The sequence below is a fragment of the Serratia sp. CY33802 genome, from assembly GCF_052169095.1.
Lineage (GTDB): Bacteria > Pseudomonadota > Gammaproteobacteria > Enterobacterales > Enterobacteriaceae > Serratia > Serratia bockelmannii.
Genome location: NZ_JBJNLL010000001.1, coordinates 1,070,725 through 1,087,200, shown reverse-complemented (window position 1 = coordinate 1,087,200; position 16,476 = coordinate 1,070,725). Strand labels below are relative to the sequence as shown.

At 61.1% G+C, this 16,476-nt stretch carries 15 protein-coding genes; 10 read left to right on the top strand and 5 right to left on the bottom strand.

The genetic code is table 11. The features are described 5' to 3' along the window. The first annotated feature begins 48 nt into the window (after positions 1 to 48). Positions 49 to 885: a D-alanyl-D-alanine endopeptidase gene (gene pbpG / locus ACJ8HA_RS05140; protein ID WP_043143447.1), complete on the top strand. Its 837-nt coding sequence runs from the start codon at positions 49 to 51 to the stop codon at positions 883 to 885. A gap of 138 nt (positions 886 to 1,023) precedes the next feature. Further along, complete coding sequence (locus ACJ8HA_RS05135; protein ID WP_043143445.1) at positions 1,024 to 2,010, top strand: MsnO8 family LLM class oxidoreductase; 987 nt, start codon at positions 1,024 to 1,026, stop codon at positions 2,008 to 2,010. Here ACJ8HA_RS05135 and ACJ8HA_RS05130 read toward each other — a convergent pair. Continuing rightward, complete coding sequence (locus ACJ8HA_RS05130) at positions 2,007 to 3,311, bottom strand: aminotransferase class I/II-fold pyridoxal phosphate-dependent enzyme (RefSeq protein ID WP_049205632.1); 1,305 nt, start codon at positions 3,309 to 3,311, stop codon at positions 2,007 to 2,009. The two genes, ACJ8HA_RS05135 and ACJ8HA_RS05130, sit on opposite strands and share 4 nt — an antisense overlap. 66 nt (positions 3,312 to 3,377) lie before the next feature. On the opposite strand from ACJ8HA_RS05130, the gene ACJ8HA_RS05125 reads away from it, so the two are divergent. From ACJ8HA_RS05125 to pdxY, 3 genes are read left to right on the top strand one after another with little or no spacing between them, the layout of a single operon-like run. After that, positions 3,378 to 3,632 carry a hypothetical protein gene (locus ACJ8HA_RS05125; RefSeq protein ID WP_025302947.1) on the top strand — a complete coding sequence of 85 codons (255 nt, stop codon included), beginning with the start codon at positions 3,378 to 3,380 and terminating at the stop codon, positions 3,630 to 3,632. Continuing rightward, positions 3,629 to 4,345, top strand: coding sequence for a glutamine amidotransferase (locus tag ACJ8HA_RS05120; RefSeq protein WP_043143441.1), 717 nt, complete (start codon positions 3,629 to 3,631; stop codon positions 4,343 to 4,345). Before ACJ8HA_RS05125 ends, ACJ8HA_RS05120 begins: the two co-directional genes overlap by 4 nt. Before the next feature lie 3 nt (positions 4,346 to 4,348). Continuing rightward, positions 4,349 to 5,191: a pyridoxal kinase gene (gene pdxY, locus ACJ8HA_RS05115; protein ID WP_049205630.1), complete on the top strand. Its 843-nt coding sequence runs from the start codon at positions 4,349 to 4,351 to the stop codon at positions 5,189 to 5,191. A gap of 43 nt (positions 5,192 to 5,234) precedes the next feature. Here the strand turns inward: pdxY and ACJ8HA_RS05110 are convergent, their stop codons facing one another. From ACJ8HA_RS05110 to ACJ8HA_RS05095, 4 genes are all read right to left on the bottom strand, one after another. Further along, positions 5,235 to 5,948 carry a flagellar brake protein gene (locus tag ACJ8HA_RS05110; protein ID WP_025302950.1) on the bottom strand — a complete coding sequence of 238 codons (714 nt, stop codon included), beginning with the start codon at positions 5,946 to 5,948 and terminating at the stop codon, positions 5,235 to 5,237. Between the two features lie 76 nt (positions 5,949 to 6,024). Continuing rightward, complete coding sequence (locus ACJ8HA_RS05105) at positions 6,025 to 6,807, bottom strand: N-formylglutamate amidohydrolase (RefSeq protein ID WP_025302951.1); 783 nt, start codon at positions 6,805 to 6,807, stop codon at positions 6,025 to 6,027. Positions 6,808 to 6,908: 101 nt separating this feature from the next. Beyond that, the gene (gene olsF / locus ACJ8HA_RS05100; protein ID WP_049207482.1) at positions 6,909 to 8,630 is read right to left on the bottom strand and encodes an ornithine lipid synthase OlsF; all 1,722 of its coding nucleotides are present in this window, start codon (positions 8,628 to 8,630) and stop codon (positions 6,909 to 6,911) included. 155 nt (positions 8,631 to 8,785) lie between these two features. After that, positions 8,786 to 10,456: a DUF4091 domain-containing protein gene (locus ACJ8HA_RS05095; protein ID WP_197812563.1), complete on the bottom strand. Its 1,671-nt coding sequence runs from the start codon at positions 10,454 to 10,456 to the stop codon at positions 8,786 to 8,788. Positions 10,457 to 10,922: 466 nt separating this feature from the next. Here ACJ8HA_RS05095 and ACJ8HA_RS05090 point away from each other — a divergent pair, with 466 nt between their 5' ends. The 5 genes from ACJ8HA_RS05090 (at position 10,923) to ACJ8HA_RS05070 (ending at position 16,462) form a co-directional block, all read left to right on the top strand. Then, a complete protein-coding gene (locus tag ACJ8HA_RS05090; protein WP_043143430.1) occupies positions 10,923 to 12,176 on the top strand; it encodes an ABC transporter substrate-binding protein in 1,254 nt (417 codons plus the stop codon). A 78-nt stretch (positions 12,177 to 12,254) separates the two neighbouring features. Then, positions 12,255 to 13,196 (top strand): carbohydrate ABC transporter permease, encoded by a 942-nt coding sequence (locus ACJ8HA_RS05085; RefSeq protein ID WP_197812561.1) that lies wholly within the window; start codon positions 12,255 to 12,257, stop codon positions 13,194 to 13,196. A gap of 10 nt (positions 13,197 to 13,206) precedes the next feature. Next, positions 13,207 to 14,025 carry a carbohydrate ABC transporter permease gene (locus ACJ8HA_RS05080; RefSeq protein WP_442515220.1) on the top strand — a complete coding sequence of 273 codons (819 nt, stop codon included), beginning with the start codon at positions 13,207 to 13,209 and terminating at the stop codon, positions 14,023 to 14,025. Positions 14,026 to 14,046: 21 nt separating this feature from the next. Next, on the top strand, positions 14,047 to 15,159 hold the full coding sequence (locus ACJ8HA_RS05075) for an ABC transporter ATP-binding protein (protein ID WP_025302956.1): 1,113 nt from the start codon (positions 14,047 to 14,049) through the stop codon (positions 15,157 to 15,159). Positions 15,160 to 15,178: 19 nt separating this feature from the next. Next, complete coding sequence (locus ACJ8HA_RS05070) at positions 15,179 to 16,462, top strand: Gfo/Idh/MocA family protein (RefSeq protein ID WP_043143427.1); 1,284 nt, start codon at positions 15,179 to 15,181, stop codon at positions 16,460 to 16,462. Positions 16,463 to 16,476: the final 14 nt, after the last annotated feature.

The window sequence follows — 16,476 nt, the reverse complement described above, 5'->3', positions numbered from 1 at the left end:
GACTCTTTTGATATTTTTTAATCACTTAGGGTCACTATTTCCGCCGTTATGCTTTTATCTCACGCTTTTCTCCGTCTGCCTGTCCGGCGCTTCGGCGCCGCCCTTCTGTTCAGCCTGCTGTTCGTTTTGGCGCCCGTGTATGCCGCTGCGCCACCGCTGGTGCTGAATGCCAAATCGGTGCTGGTCGTCAATCAACGCACCGGAAAGACCCTCTATCAGAAGCAGCCGAACCGCGTACTGCCGATCGCCTCACTCACCAAGCTGATGACCGCCATGGTCGCCCTGGACAGCAAACGTCCGATGGGCGGCAAGCTCAAAGTCACCGCCGCCGATCGCGATCTGCTGAAGAAAACCCATTCGCGGCTGACCATCGGCTCGGTGCTCAGCCGCCGCGACATGCTGCACATCGCCCTGATGTCTTCGGAGAACCGCGCCGCCGCGGCGCTGAGCCGCAGCTATCCCGGCGGGCGCAAGGCCTTCGTGGCGAAAATGAATCAGAAAGCGCGCGCCATCGGCATGAAACGCGCCCGCTTCTACGATCCGACCGGGCTAACGCCGCGCAACGTGGCGAGCGCCAACGATCTGCTGAAGATGGTCAATCACGCCTATCGCTATCAGTCGATCCGCCGCTTCAGCACCGACAAGCAGCAGATCGTACGCCCCGGCCGCGGCCAACTGGTCTACCGCAGCTCCAATGGCTTAATCAATAACCCGGCCTGGAAGATCCAGCTGCAGAAAACCGGCTTTACCGACGAGGCCGGTCACTGCCTGGTGATGCGCACCACCATCAAAGGCCAACCGGTGGTGATGATCCTGCTCGGCGCGCAGCCGCGCTACGGCCACTACCGTGACGCCATTCGCCTGAAGGCCTGGCTCGAGGGGTAACACCGTGGCGCTTTACCGTCCCACGCATATCCAAATCCGTTTTGGATCAATGGAATATCCTATCGCCAATCAGTATTAAGCCTCACGCCGCCCGCATGGTATTTGTCAGGCATATCTGATGATCAAAGGAGCGGGAAAATGGCTTATGCCTTGAGCATATTGGAAAAAAGTCCGATCGCCGACGGGGAAAGCGCCGCGCAGGCGTTGGCACGCACGCTGCATCTGGCGCAACAGGCGGAACGCTGGGGCTATCGGCGTTTCTGGCTGGCGGAACACCACAACACGCCGCAGCTCGCCTGCCCGTCGCCGGAAATACTGATCGGCTACCTGCTCGGCCAGACGTCGCGCATTCGCATCGGCTCTGGCGGCGTGATGCTGCAACACTACAGCGCCTACAAGGTAGCCGAAAACTTTAACCTGCTGGCGGCGCTGGCGCCGGGGCGCGTCGATCTCGGGGTAGGCAAAGCGCCCGGCGGGCTGCCGCTCGCCACCCAGGCGCTGCAGGCCGCCCATGACCGACAAAACAAACCGGCATTCCCGCAGCAGCTGTCGCAGCTGACCGCCTACCTGAACGACGACGCCGAACCGGGCCTGAGCGCCACACCGCTGCCGCCGCACGCCGCCCAGCGCTTTCTGCTCGGCGCCAGTAAAGAGAGCGCGACGCTGGCGGCCGAATCCGGCTGGGCCTTCGTGTTTGCCGCGCATCTGAACGGCAATCCGCAAGATATCCGCGAGGCGCTGGCGCACTACACCGCACTGAGCGGCGGCCGCAAGGCGCTGCTGGCGGTGGCGGCGATCGTGGCGCAGAGCCCGGAGCAGGCCGCGACGCTGGCGGCGGATATTCAGCAATACCGCGTGCACGTCGCCGGTGAGCAGAGCGTGACCGTCGGTAGCCTGGCGCAGGCAGAGAGTTTCGTGCAGCAGGCCGGCGCGACCGACTACCGCATCGAGCCGCGGGAAAGCCATATCCTGCTTGGTACCGCGCCGCAGGTACATCAGCAACTGGCGCAGCTGCAGCAGCGGTACGACGTGGACGAGTTCATCATCGACACGCCGATCGGCGAACCGAGCGCCCGGCTCACTTCGCTACAGCTGCTGGCGGAGGAGAGCCTGACGCCGGCCTAGTTGATCGCCGCGCTGGCCCGCATGGCGTCGGTCAGATCCTGCGCCAGCGGCGCCAACTGCGCCGGCGTGACGTTAGCCAGGCTGACGCGGAGCGCCGGGCCGCCCTTCAGGCGGAAAGGTTCACCGCCCTGCACCAACCACCCCCGCTGCGCCATCAGCTGCGCGGCGGCGGTTTCTGATCTCACCGGCAACCACAGATGCAGCCCTTCACCCGCCGCCAGCGCCGTGTGATTCAACGTATTGAGCCGCTGTACCAGTTCATCCCTTCTGGCCTGATACGCCTGTTGAGCCCGCTGCAGTTGCCCTTCCTGCAACGCCTGTCCCCACAGTCTGGCGGCGATCTGCTGCAAGATATGGCTGACCCAGCGTTCGCTGATGTACTGATCGGCGCGCATCGCCTGCAGCAACGTCGGGTCGCCGCAGGCCAGCGCGATACGCAGATCCGGGCTGAGAAACTTGCTCAGCGACAGCACGTACAGGCCGCGATCGCCGTCGAACGGCAGATGCAGCGGCTGCTGCGACAGCGGCCCCCAGAAATCGTCGACGATCGCCAGACACTGCGGGTTGTCGTGCAGAAAACGCCGCCACTGCTGCGCGCGTTGCGCAGAGAGCGAGGCGCCGGTCGGATTGTGGGCGCGCGGCGTCAGGATCACCGCAGCGGCCGCCCCGCTTTCCGGCAACCGACAGCCCTGTTCATCTACCGCCAGCGGCAGCGGCCGCAGGCGCAGGTGGCGCAACAGCGTCAATAGCGGCGGCCAGCAGGGATCTTCCACCCACACCGCCGCGCCCGGCTGCACATGGCAGCGCAGCGCCTTTTCCATCGCATCCAGCGCGCCGGAGAACACCGCCGGCTCCCCCAGCGCGACGCCCTGGCGGCCGAGCCACTCGCGACCCAGACCGGTCAATATCGGCAGATCACCGCTGATGTCATAGCCGTTTTGCTGCGGGAACACCTCCGCCGTGCCAAGCGCCAGCACCGGCAACAATGCGGCATCCAGGTTACCGCTGGCCAGATCGCACATCCCTGCAGGCACCTGACGCGGCACATAGGCCGCACTCACCGCCGCCAGCGGCGGCTCCAGCACCACCGTTCCGGCCCGCCCGCGCGTCGCCACCAGACCGGCGTCGCGCAATCGGGCGTAAGCGCTGGCGACGGTATTCGGATTGACCTCCAGCTCCGCCGCCAGTTGGCGTACCGGCGGCAACAGCTCACCTGGCCGCAGCGCGCCGTCTTTGATGCGTGCGGCGATCTGCTCGGCAATCTGGACAGCGCCGCCGCCTTTTGCATACAATGAATTCATACATAAATCCTTTTGTACTAGTTCAAAATAGATTACCCGTTTCCGCGGCCAAAAGTAAGGGGTTCCATGGATAAACATTACGTGCTCGACATTCAGTATGCAGGAAAAGCCTTTGCCCGCCTGCAGATGTTCACTCCCTGGGCAGCCGATCAGCTGGAACAGGCGTGCGCGCTGTTCCCGGCCGCTCAGGGTTATCAGGTGCAGCTCAGCCAGGTCAGCGAACGTCGCATCGTCTACCAGAGCGGTGCGCAAGGCATCACTGTGCTGGGCGAGTCGCTGGCGCTGACCCCTTTCACTCACGCTAGCGAGGTTGAACAATGAAAAAAGCCGTCGCCATTCGACACGTCAATTTTGAAAACCTGGGTATCCTCGGTTCTCTGCTCTCGCTGCGCGGCTATCAGATCGACTATTACGATGCCGGCCGCGATGATATTCGTGCTATCAATAATGAAGAGACCGATCTGTTGGTAGTGCTCGGCGGGCCGATCAGCGCCGCCCAACACTTTTCCGGTGAGCAGCGCTATGATTTTCTCGACCATGAATTAGCGCTGGTCAAACAGCGCCTGGCGCAGCGGCGACCGACCCTCGGGGTTTGTCTCGGCGCGCAGGTGATCGCCCAGGCACTGGGCGCCGACGTGATCTCGCTCGGCGTCAAAGAGATCGGCTTCGCCCCGCTGAGCACGCTCGCGGCGGAAGACGACTCGGTGCTGGCCCCGCTGGCCGATACGCCGGTGCTGCATTGGCACGGCGATATGTTCATGATCCCGGACGGTGCCCGCTGCCTGGCCGGCACGGCGATTTGCCCACATCAGGCTTTCGACTATCAGGGGTTCGCGCTCGGCCTGCAGTTCCATCTGGAGGCGGATCATCGCGATATCGAACGCTGGCTGATTGGCCATGCCTGCGAGCTGGAACTGGCCGGCGTTGCGCCACAGAGCCTGCGCGAACAGGCGGCGTGCCACGGCGCACAGCTGGAACAACGCGCGCGGCAGGTGTTCGCACGCTGGCTGGATAATAACGAACCAAGGATGTAACTCATGCAACAGTCTTCACCCTTGCGGTCACCGTCCATCGACGTGATCAGCATTCAATCTCAGGTGGTTTACGGCAGCGTCGGCAACGGCATCGCCTACCGCGCCCTGCTGAAAAAGGGGCTGGAAGCGCTGCAGGTGCCGAGCGTGCTGTTCGGCTGCCCGCCCTATTACGGCAAGCCGCACGGCGGCGTCATTTCCGGCGAGTGGTTCGGCGGCTTTCTCGACGATCTGATTGCCCGCGGCGTGATGAAGCGCACCCGGGCGGTGATTGTCGGCTACCTGGGCGATGTGATGCAGTGCCATATTCTGGCCAACTGGCTGCAGCGGGTGCGCTCGCTCAATCCTCAGATAAAAATCTATATCGATCCGGTGATGGGCGATTACGGTGAAGGGATCTACGTGGATGAGCGCATCGTCAACTGCTATCGATCGCCGTTCCTGCGGCTGGCCAACGGCCTGACGCCGAACGGCTTTGAACTGGAACAGCTGTGCGGCCGACAACTGAGCAGCCGGGAGCAGACGCAGCACGCCGCGCAGGCGCTGTTGAACGACACCACCGAATGGGTGCTGGTCACCAGCGCACCGGGCGTCACGCAGCACGAAGACGAGGTGGGATTGATGCTGGTCACCCGGCAGGAAACACAGTGCTTTACCCATCCGAAGGTTAAATCGGCGGTCAAAGGCACCGGCGATCTGTTCGCCGCATTGCTGGTCAGCCATCTGCTGCACGGCGCTGCGCTCGACGCGGCCGTGGTCGCCGCCGGGGGTGAAGTGTGCGACGTGCTGGCCGAAGCGGCACATTTCGGTTGGGAAGAAATCGGCAGCCTGCGGGCGTTAAAGCCGTAAGGCCGGTGGAGAGTCAGGGGCAGCGTGCCGCCCCTGATCACTATCAGCGTTTTTTCTTTTTGTTGAAATCCAGCTCGAAGGCGAACACGGCGCTCTGAATTTTGCGCTCCATCGCCAACCCCAGCTTGAGGAAACGGCATGACAGGCGCGAGAAGTGCACCACCTGATCGTTATCGTCGGTTTCCTGATCGTCGTTGACCACCACCAGCTCCATGTTGACCTTGAAGCTGCCGTAGCTGCCCAGATCCAACTCCGCTTTCTTGAACTGCAGGCCCGGCTGGAAGAAATCCGGTAGCGGCCCGTCGAAGCGCAAACCGACGCCGCCGGCAGACAGATCGTGGATCCGCAGCTCATAAGGCGTGCCGTCCGGGTATTCGCCGGTACAGAAGAATTGGCGCCAGTGTGGCGTGGTGATGCGGAACTGACGGCGGCGCTGGATGTAGACCAACTCCTGCGGCAGCCGGGTCGAGCAGGCCTGGACGCCTTGATGTTCGGTCAGTTCCGCCTGGCCGACGGAAAACTCGATTTTGGCGTCGTTGCTTTCAATCACGATGGTGCAGGCGCCGTCGATGGCATTTTCCGCTTCCTCACCGCTAAACACGATATTGTCCGGCCCGACGCTCAATAACAGACTTTGAAACCGGTGCTGCTGATTTTCTACGCGCAGCGGCGTGCGTTGTTTGCAAATTTCACGCAGAATCGCCAGAACTTCAAAACGCTCCCGTTTGATAAACAGTCCGTTATCGCTGTGCTCCACACGTCTCTCCTGACTTTTTTTCTAATGACGTATTACGTATTCCTTACGGTTATCATCTCTGGGAATATTCCTAAAGTCAAATTTGCCAACGCTGCCAGGCCTGCGGCAGCAGGCGTGCGAAACGTTTCGCCCACGCCTGCTGCCCGCGTTCATCGGCGATCAGATCCTGGCGGATTTCGATGCCGACATAAGGCAAACCGCGACGTTCCGCATGCACCGGCAACGTGTAGTCGGTGGCGTCGGTCATCGCATAGGGTTCGTTGATCCCCACCTGCAAATCCCCCTCTTCGCGCAGCAGTTCGGCCAGCAGCAGCGCAAATTCCGGGTAGCGGTTAAACAGCAGGCCCACCTGCCAGGGGCGCGATTCGCCCTTGAACACCGGCGTGAAGCTGTGCATGGCGATCACCGCCGTCGGCAGTTCGCGCAGTTGGCGTTGCCCCAGATGATCGTCGATGGCGTGGTGATACGGCAAAAATACCTCACGCTCGCGCGCCAGCGCGTGTTCGCCGTCGATGCCGATATTGCCGGGGATGGGCGTCAGTTCGGACAAAGGCGGGATCGAGCTGGCGATGCCGGGCGCCCGGTTGCAGTCGATCACCAGCCGTGAGTAACGCTGATGGATCAGCGTGGCGTCCAGTTGGCGGCTCAGATGGCGCGACACGCTCAGCGCGCCGATATCCCAGCCGATGTGGCGTTCAATCTCCCCCGGCGGCAAACCGAGGTCGCCAAGGGACTGCGGTATCGCCTTGCCGGCGTGATCGCACAGCAGCAAAAAAGGCGCTTTGCCGCGCGGGATTTCAACGGCAGCTGCGGGCGGTTCATCGGCGGACAATAACGGCGGGATAAACGAATGGGGCATGACGGGCTCCGGCGGTGGAAAGCAAAACGTTTATCGTAGCGCTATCCCGTCGCCGGCCCCAAGGTCGTGCTTAGATCAAAAAGGCATGAGTCAGACTGTAGTCATGCCGTCTCGGCTGGCTGTGGCTGGTGCACCGCGATATAACGCTGATAGCGCGACGGCTTGAGCCGCGTGGTATCCACCAGCACCAGTCCGTCGATACAGTTGTTGAACGCCGGATCGGTGCCGAAGTCGATGAACTGCACCCCACCCGGTTCGCACAGTTCGGTGTATTGCTTGTACAGCGTCGGGATCGAGCAGCCGATGTTGCTGAGCAGGCTCTTCAGCCGTACCAGATCTTCCTGGTAGTTGTCCCCGGCAAACTGCGCCAACACCTGCGGCAGCGACGCCGGATAAGGCCGGCGCGACTGCGCGAAGGCGTGATCCGGCGAGAAATAGAGCCGGTAGAAGGCGATCAGCAAATCGCGCGCCGCCAGCGGCATGCCGCCGGAGATCGACACCGGGCCGAACAGATAGCGATATTGCGGGTATTTCGACAGATAGGCGCCGATGCCCAGCCACAAATAGTCCAGCCCGCGCTTGCCCCAATAGGCCGGCTGAATGAAGCTGCGCCCCAGTTCGATGCCCTGCGCCAGGATCGGTTCCATATCGCGGTCATAGTGGAACAGGCTGTTGCTGTAGATGCTCTCCAGGCCCTTACGCGCGATTTGTTCGGCGGTGGGAATAAAACGATAGGCGCCGACGATCTCCAGCTCCTCCTCATCCCACAGCACCAGGTGGTAGTAATCGTCGTCGTAGCTGTCCAGATCGCGGCGGCGGCCGGATCCTTCCCCCACCGCGCGGAAGGCGATCTCGCGCAGGCGCCCCAGCTCGCGCAGGATTGGCGTACGCGCTTCGTCACGGCGGCGATAGAGGTAGATGGTTTTACCGTCCGGCGTTACCCCCAACCGTTCGCAGTTTGCCAACGCCTTTTTCAGCTCCAGACGCTCTTCCGGCAGTGCGATCGGCGATTCGCTGGCGAACAGCCCCGGTTTGCCCTGGCCCAGGCGATAGACGTGGCGGCGAAAGCGCTCCGCCAGATCCTTGGCGCTGGTGTGGCCGTCGTGCCAGCTGGCGAACGGCACACGGCCGCCGACGCGGATCTTGATGCGCCCGCCCCGCTGCTGGAACATTTCACGCACCAGCAGCAGCGTCGACAGCGGCCGATAAACCAGCGAGGTAAAGTAGAACAAGTTGCTGTTGCGCGCGCTGATGTGGATCGGCACGATCGGCGCGCGCGCCTTGGCGGCCAGGCGCAGAAAGCCGGTATGCCAGTGGCCATCGCGGATGCCTTTCGGGCTCATGCGCGACACTTCGCCAGCCGGGAACAGGATCAGCGCGCCCTGATTGTCCAGTTGCTGCTGCATCCCTTCAATCTGTTTGCGGCTGGTTTTATAAGCGACGTTATCCACCGGCACGAACAGGTTGCGCAGCGGTTCGATATAGGTCAGCAGCTGGCTGGCCACCACTTTCACATCCGGGCGCACCGCCGCGACGGCGCGCAGCAGCACCAGGCCGTCGAGCGAGCCGATCGGGTGATTGGCGACGAGCACCACCGGCCCCTGGCTCGGGATGTTTTCCAGATCGCCGTCCACCAGCTCGCAGCTGAGGTTGAAGTAGTCCACCACCTGCTCGATCAGATCGAGCCCTTTCAGGTGGGGATAGTCGGCAGCGAACTGTTTGAATTCTTTTTCGAAGAGAAGGGTTCTTAGCAGGCTGCGCTGCCAGGCAGGGGTATTGCGGTGTGGAAATGCATCTTGCAACAGAGAATCCAGGCTGAACATCGCGTTATCTCCTGACGTAGTCGCTGCAAACTTAAGCCAGAGCCGTGACTCTGACGTGTCAGTTACATGACAATAAAATGAATCCATCGACTATCAGGTATAGCAAAGTAATGACGAATTGGGAGCGAAAGACGCATTTTCGCCCCCACTTGCCCTCACATCGGCGCCAGCAGCGCTTCGATGCGGCGGTTCACCGCTTCGCGCAAGCGCAGCAGCGGCCCGGCCTGGTGCGGATAACGTTTGAAGGTAATGCGCATGCCCAGCTCGCGTTCGATCAGCGCCTCAACCGTTGCCCGGTCGGTCAGACTCTCCAGCAGCTGCAGCGCGCGCATGTCCTGCAGCCCCTGATGCAGCACCCGCAGGCGCAGCGACTCCAGCGGCTGCAGATCCTCGCCCGGATAGACCACGAACGGATCGCCGGAGGGAAACGCATGGCCGCTGTCGGTCACGGCGTAAGGGTTGATGCGCTCGCGCGAATGAGCGCTGTTATAGAAGTTGAATCCCCAATGCAGGAAGCCGGCGATGCGGTACAGATAGAGCTGCACGCCCAATATGCGGTTGCGCGCCGAAGGCTGGGCGAAGAACCGGTTGGCGACCTCGGTCTTCTGTACGCAGCAATAATAGGCCCACAGGCCAGGCACCCGGTGTTCGATAAAGGGTTCGATATGATCGGTGGCAGCGACCGGGATTTCCACCAGTCCTCGCTGATAGAAAGCGAAATCCGACAGCGCATCGAAGGTGCGAAAGCCATCCAGCAATGGGCGTAGCGCGGCGCTGGCGCGCTGGTAGGCCGCCAGGTTGTCCAGCGTCGGCTCATCGGAAACATGGAACCACACCTGCCGTTCCAGCCCCCGTTCGCGGAACCAGGCGGTCAACGCCGGCAGCAGCGCCTGCAGAAAACGCTGGTACGCTTCGCCCTGCGCATCGGTGTGCCAGCCGAAAAGCGGTCGCGCCTCGCCCTGCTCCTCCACCACGATCTTCGGCGCATGTGCCGCGCCCCATTGGGTAAACAGCGGCGCGATTTCGAAGTGCTCGATGCCCTCTTCCTGCGCCAACGCTATCCACTGCGCCAGGAGACTGAAATCGAAGTCATACCCCTGCGCCGAACGCGACACCCTCACCAACTGCACCGTGGTGCGTTCACCGCCGACGGCGGTATCCAGCGGCGGCGTAAACAGCGGCGTCAGCAGCATATTAACCCCGGCCTGAACCGCACAGCGCACAAAGTTGCGCACCGCGCGCCAGTAATCCGGGCTGAACACCGCCAGACGGTAGTAATCCGCCAGGCAGTCGGTGTGCAACCACTCGGTGTGCAACAGCGTTTGCGGCGGCAACGCCGCCGGCACCAGATGCAGCGTCAGCGTGGCCTCGGCCAGCGCCTCGCCGCTCTGGGCATCCCGCAGCCGCAGGGTCAACGGAAAGTCACCAGCCAGTTGCGCGTCGGCCGGCGGCGTCAAGGTCAGCCACAGGCTGCCATAATAGCGGCAGGCGGCAAAAAAACGCCGTTGCGGCAGCGGCATCAGCGGATCGGGAAATAAGCCCGGCTCGGTCGTCAGGTAATTCTCATCGGTCTCGCGATAACAGGGAAAACCGCTCGGTACCGATTGCACCTGGCGCACGCTGATATACGCCGCCAGCGGTCCGTCAAGTTGATAACTGAGCTCATGGCGAGTCTCGTTGCCCGGGGTTTGCAAACAGTACACCGCCTGCCAGGAAAGCACCTCGTTATTTAACCCGCTCAGCCGATTTTCTACGGCAACGGGCGGCATATTTTGGCAATGAAATACTTTCTCCAGGCAATGCGTAAATACCAGAGACAGGCGCATGATAATCGGGCCTCTTTATTTTGGATAAGTCAATATTGTGAAATTCAGGCTAACGTCTTTTATCGCCACAGACAATAGCCGGCAATAAAAAACGTTCCTGCACCTTCCTCTGACAGCCACAGCAAGATTTTTTTTGTTTATTTGCATCACAAAAATGAAAGAAGCAGAAGCTTGCACAATAAAAATGTTTTTAATCCCCATTATGGTGCAAGGGTTATCAGTTATTCCTATGCCTGCGAAGGCCGCTAAATGCCGCGCCACCGGGGAAAAAACCCGTCAAAAGGTTAACGAATTGTGAATAAACACACCTTTCACTTGGCCGTCAAAGCCTTTCGATTTTAACAACAATGAAACATCAACGCCCCATTTTTGGGCGTTTGGGGGTGTATTGACACATTGAAAGTTAAGGGATAGAAAGAATTTACGTTGCGAAAAACGCTATTCGTCGCTCACCGAGGGGAAAGCAATGTCACCGATAAAAAATACCGGCCGCCTGCTGGCGCACTCTATTCTTGCCAGCGCATTATTATTGCCCACACTGCTCCACGCCGCAGATAAAATAACATTGCGCTATGCCGTTTGGGACAGAAATCAATTATCATCCGAACAGGAGATTGCTAAGCGATTTGAGCAGGCCAACCCGGATATAAAAATAGAAATAGAATTAACCCCCTCGGCGCAATATTTCGTTAAATTAGATTCCGCAGCCGCCGGCGGCGTGGCGCCGGATATATTCTGGATCAATATGCCTTATTTTGTGCAGTACGCCAAAAACGGCATTATGGAGCCGCTGGCACCCTATATTAAAGACAGCGGCCTTAAGCTGGACGACGTGGTCGCCAGCTCGGTGAAAGCCTACCAGTACGACGGCCAGCAGATGGCCATCCCGCGCGACGTCGATTCCATCGCCGTGTGGTACAACAAAAAACTGTTCGATCAGGCCGGCGTCAGCTACCCCACCAGCGACTGGAACTGGGACGATCTGAAAAGCAAGGCTACCGCGCTGAAAAACGGGCTGAAAGGCACGGCCTTCCCGCTGGTGATGGATCTCAGCATCGACGGCCAGGACAGTTACATGAACCTGCTGTTCCAAAACGGCAATCACATCGTGCCGAAAGACGGCCAGCCCACCGACATCGCCAACGACAAATCCCTCTGGGTCTACCAGCAGCTGCAGGGCATGATGAAAGACGGCCTGATGCCAAGCGCCCAGCAGATGAGCGAAGTCAAAACCGAGAACATCTTCCAGTCCAACCGCGCGGCGATGGTCTATGCCGGTTCCTGGCTGGCGGCACCGTTCGCCAATAACCCGCTGATCAACGACCACATCGGCGTGGTGATGATGCCCAAAATTGAACGCCAGTCCGGCGTGGCGCACAGCCTGGCCTTCGCCATGTCGGCCAAAAGCGCCCATAAGCAGGCCGCCTGGAAATATATTGCCTTCATGAGCAGCGAAGCCTCACAGGCTGAGCTGGCCAAGGTGGTGATCCCGGCCAACAAGACGGCGGCCAAGGTCTGGGCGCAGCAGATTCAGAAAGTCGACGTTTCGCCTTATATCCAGACCCTTGAAGTGACCCAGGCTTACCCCACCGCCGGCACCAATACGCCGAAGTGGCAGAACATGTGGATCGCCAGCCTGAAGAAGATCTTTATGGGCGCGGACGCTAAGCAGGAAATGGACAAATCGGTCAAGAAGATCGCGCGCGTCATGGAGCAGTAATCGCCCCGCCGCGGCGCGCAGCCCCGAGCGCGCGCCGCGGTGGACCCACGCTGAACGTCATAGGTGAGGAATGGCAACATGTCGCTGGCAGAAACGGCTACGGTCACCCTGAAACCATCCCGGCGCACCGCCCGCCCCGCGCTCAATCGGCTCGAACGCGCCGAACGCTTCTGGGGCTGGGTGATGATCCTGCCGCTGTTGTTGGGGGTGACGGTGTTTTACCTGATCCCCTTTTTGCAAAACATTTTTTACAGCTTTACCGATCTGAACCAGTTCATGCGCTGGAGCAGCATCAGCGTCGATAACTATCTCAACCTGTTCGAAGACGACGACTTCTACACCGCCGCCGCCAACACCTTGTTCTACGTGGTGGTGTGCGTGCCGATCAGCCTGAGCCTGTCGCTGCTGCTGGCGATCGGCCTCAATCAGAACATCCGTGGCAAAGGCCTGCTGCGCACCCTGCTGTTCCTGCCGGCGGTCACCATGCCTGCGGCGGTGGCCATGGTGTGGCAATGGCTGTTCAACAAGGATTTCGGCCTGATCAACCAGGCGCTGGGCCTGCTGCACATTGCGCCGGTCGCCTGGCTGTCCGATCCGGACGTGGTGCGCATCAGCGTGTCCATCATCATCATCTGGTCGTCGCTGGCGCTGAAGATCATCATTTTGCTGGCCGGGCTGCAGAGCATTCCGCGCCAGCTATACGAGGCGGCGGATATCGACGGCATCGGCACCCTGCGCCGCTTCTTCTGTATCACGTTGCCGATGATGATGCCGACGCTGTTTTTCGTGTCGGTGATGAGCTTTATCGAGATCCTGCAAATCTTCGACGTGGTGTTCCTGATGTTCGACCGCGCGCTGGTGGAAAACGACGTGATGACCGTCACCAACCTGTTCTACAAGTACGCGTTTTACCTGCAGGAAAAAGGCTACGCTTCCGCCATCACCGTGGTGCTGTTCGCCGTCACGCTGGTGATCACCCTGATTCAAATGGCGATCGGCAAGCGCCTGAAAGTCAGCTGAGGAGCTGCACATGAACGCAAGCAAGAAAACGCTGGTGTACCTGTTTATGGGGCTGGCGGCGCTGGCCTCGGTGCTGCCCTTTATCTGGATGCTGGTGACCTCGCTGAAAACCCAGGCCGAGAGCATTCAGATCCCGCTGACGCTGCTGCCGGCGCACCCTAGCCTGCAGGCCTACGGTCGGGTGATGCACGAAATCCCGTTCGCCGGCTTTTACCTCAACTCGCTGCTGGCGACTTTCTTCACCGTCACCCTGCAGATGGCGATCGCTACCCTGGCCGCCTATGGCTTCTCGCGCCTGCATTTTCGCGGCCGCGACGCGGTGTTTCTGGTATGCGTGTCGATCCTGATGGTGCCCGGTCAGGCATTTCTGATCCCGCAATTCCTGGTGGTACAGAAGCTGGGGCTGGTCAACAGCATCACCGGGTTGGTGCTGCCGGGCATTTTCAGCGTTTACGCCACCTTCCTGCTGCGCCAGTTCTTCCTGGCGGTACCGAAGGAAATGGAAGAAGCGGCTTTGATCGACGGCTACAGCTACTTCGCCATCTTCTGGCGCATCATGCTGCCGCTGATCCGGCCAGGCATTATCGCCTGCGTCATCATCAATGGCCTGTGGAGCTGGAACAACCTGATGTGGCCGCTGATCGTCAATACCACCACCGAGAAGCTGACGCTGCCGGTTGGCCTCGCCTCGCTCTCCAGCCGCGCCGGGGTGGAATACCCGTTGCTGATGGCCGGGGCGCTGATGGCGGTGATCCCGATGTTGATGCTGTTCATTATTTTCCAACGCTATTTCATCCAGGGCATCGCCAGCGCCGGGGTGAAAGGCTAACGCGCAGACAAGGTAAACGACATGGCCGGAATTCAGTTAAACAGCGTTAAAAAAGTCTACCCCAACGGTTTCCACGCGCTGCACGGCGTCGATCTGGAAATTGAAGACGGGGAATTTATGGTGTTCGTCGGCCCGTCCGGCTGCGCTAAGTCTACCCTGCTGCGGATGATCGCCGGGCTGGAGAGCGTCAGCGAGGGGCAGATCCTGATCCACGATCGCTGCGTCAACGACAGCATGCCGAAGGATCGCGGCATCGCCATGGTGTTCCAGAACTATGCGCTGTACCCGCACATGACGGTGTACAAGAACATGGCGTTCGGCCTGATCGGCAAAGAGAGCAAGGCCGAGATCGACCGCCGGGTGCGCGACGCGGCGGAAAAACTGGAGATCACCAACCTGCTGCAGCGCAAGCCGGGCCAGCTTTCCGGCGGCCAGTGCCAGCGGGTGGCGGTCGGCCGAGCCATCGTGCGCAAGCCCAAGGTGTTCCTGTTCGATGAGCCGCTGTCCAACCTCGACGCCAAGCTGCGAGTGTCGATGCGCGTACAGCTGATCGAACTGCACAACCAGCTGAAGCAGGAAGGCGCCGCCGCCACCATGGTGTACGTCACCCACGATCAGGTCGAAGCGATGACCATGGGCGATCGCATTTGCGTGATGAATCGCGGCGCCATCATGCAGGTGGATAAACCGATCAATCTGTACCACCACCCCGCCAACCGTTTCGTCGCCGAGTTTATCGGCAGCCCGTCGATGAATTTGCACGATCTGGCGATCGTGCGCGACGGCCAAACGGTGCGGCTGCGTATCGGCCTGCAGCACCAGCTCGATCTGCCGCCGGCGCTGCAACGGCAGTTGGCCGACTACCCGCATGCGCGGGTGTGTCTCGGCATCCGGCCGGAGTCCCTGCGGCTGTGTGCGCCCGGCAGCGCCAACTGTTTCCCGGCGCAGATCGTCACCATCGAGCGCATGGGCAACGAAGAGTTGCTGCACTGCGAACTGGCTGACCTGCGCTTCGTGCTGCGCATGGCGTCGCTGCCGGACTGGGAGCCGCGCCTCGGCGAAAGCATTCATCTGGCATTCGATCTGACGCGCGCGCATTTGTTCGACGAGCTCAGCGGCCAAAACCTCAAATAACAACAGCGGAGTATCAGCAATGTCGTCAACACAACCCAACAACGTTGCCCAGCGCCCGGTGCGGGTGCTGGTCGTCGGCGCCGGTGCGCGCGGTGAAATCTACTCGCGCTATGCGCTGGCGCACCCCGATTTGATGCAGGTGGTGGCGGTGGCGGAACCGCGCGATGCCTACCGCGAGCCGTTCGTGGTGCAGCACGCCATCGCGCCGGAAAACGTCTTCACCGACTGGCGCCAGGCCGCCGACGCCGGCAAGCTGGCCGACGCGGTGCTGATCTGCACTCAGGATCAGATGCACCTAGAGCCGGCGCTGGCCTTCGCCCGTCAGGGCTACGCCATGCTGCTGGAAAAACCGCTGTCGCCGGACGCCGACGAGTGCCGGGCCATCGTCGCCGAGGTCGTGCGCCAAAAGCTGATCTTCTCAGTCGGCCACGTGCTGCGCTATACCCGCTATACCCAAAAGCTCAAACAGCTGCTGCGCGACGGCGCGATCGGCGACATCGTCAGCCTGCAACACTTAGAACCGGTTGGCTACTGGCATCAGGCGCACTCCTTCGTGCGCGGCAACTGGCGCAACGATCAACAGGCCGCGTTTATGCTGTTGCAGAAATCCTGCCACGACATCGACTGGATCCGCTACGTGATGGAACAGCCCTGCGAACAGGTCAGCTCCTTCGGCAACCTGCACCACTTCCGCCGGGAAAACCAACCGGCCGGCGCGGCGGACAACTGCCTGGATTGCGCAGTGGAGGCAGCCTGTCCCTATTCCGCCAAACGCATCTATCTGGGCGACGATCACAAGGCCACGCCCGGTTTTCTGCGGGTGCTGACGCCGGAACCCGACCAGACGACGCTGCGGGCGGCGCTGCGCGACGGGCCCTACGGCCGCTGCGTCTACCGCTGCGACAATAACGTGGTCGACCATCAGGTGGTCAACATGCAGTTCGCCGGCGGCCGCACTGCGTCGTTCACCATGACGGCCTTCACTCGCCACGAAGATCGCCACACCCGCATCTTCGGCAGCCGCGGCTGCCTGGAAGGCGACGGCCGCCATATCCGCATCACCTCGTTCCTCGACGACGGCGAAACGCATTACGACACCGACGCCGGCCAGGATCTGCACGCGATGGGCGGCCACGGCGGCGGCGACTACTACCTGATGCAGCACTTTATCGCGGCCATTCGCGCCAACGATCCGAGCCAGGTGCTGGCCGGCCCGGCCGAAGCGCTGGAGAGCCACCTGATGGTGTTCGCCGCCGAACGCGCACGCCGTGAAGCGGCGGTGATCGCCCTGAACGGAGCCTGAAGCATGGCCACGAC

Bases quoted from the DNA above. Each gene is read 5' to 3' on its own strand.
- pbpG (WP_043143447.1), top strand. From the start codon at position 49: ATGCTTTTATCTCACGCTTTTCTCCGTCTGCCTGTCCGGCGCTTCGGC.
- ACJ8HA_RS05135 (WP_043143445.1), top strand. From the start codon at position 1,024: ATGGCTTATGCCTTGAGCATATTGGAAAAAAGTCCGATCGCCGACGGG.
- ACJ8HA_RS05130 (WP_049205632.1), bottom strand. From the start codon at position 3,311: ATGAATTCATTGTATGCAAAAGGCGGCGGCGCTGTCCAGATTGCCGAG.
- ACJ8HA_RS05125 (WP_025302947.1), top strand. From the start codon at position 3,378: ATGGATAAACATTACGTGCTCGACATTCAGTATGCAGGAAAAGCCTTT.
- ACJ8HA_RS05120 (WP_043143441.1), top strand. From the start codon at position 3,629: ATGAAAAAAGCCGTCGCCATTCGACACGTCAATTTTGAAAACCTGGGT.
- pdxY (WP_049205630.1), top strand. From the start codon at position 4,349: ATGCAACAGTCTTCACCCTTGCGGTCACCGTCCATCGACGTGATCAGC.
- ACJ8HA_RS05105 (WP_025302951.1), bottom strand. From the start codon at position 6,807: ATGCCCCATTCGTTTATCCCGCCGTTATTGTCCGCCGATGAACCGCCC.
- olsF (WP_049207482.1), bottom strand. From the start codon at position 8,630: ATGTTCAGCCTGGATTCTCTGTTGCAAGATGCATTTCCACACCGCAAT.
- ACJ8HA_RS05095 (WP_197812563.1), bottom strand. From the start codon at position 10,456: ATGCGCCTGTCTCTGGTATTTACGCATTGCCTGGAGAAAGTATTTCAT.
- ACJ8HA_RS05090 (WP_043143430.1), top strand. From the start codon at position 10,923: ATGTCACCGATAAAAAATACCGGCCGCCTGCTGGCGCACTCTATTCTT.
- ACJ8HA_RS05085 (WP_197812561.1), top strand. From the start codon at position 12,255: ATGTCGCTGGCAGAAACGGCTACGGTCACCCTGAAACCATCCCGGCGC.
- ACJ8HA_RS05080 (WP_442515220.1), top strand. From the start codon at position 13,207: ATGAACGCAAGCAAGAAAACGCTGGTGTACCTGTTTATGGGGCTGGCG.
- ACJ8HA_RS05075 (WP_025302956.1), top strand. From the start codon at position 14,047: ATGGCCGGAATTCAGTTAAACAGCGTTAAAAAAGTCTACCCCAACGGT.
- ACJ8HA_RS05070 (WP_043143427.1), top strand. From the start codon at position 15,179: ATGTCGTCAACACAACCCAACAACGTTGCCCAGCGCCCGGTGCGGGTG.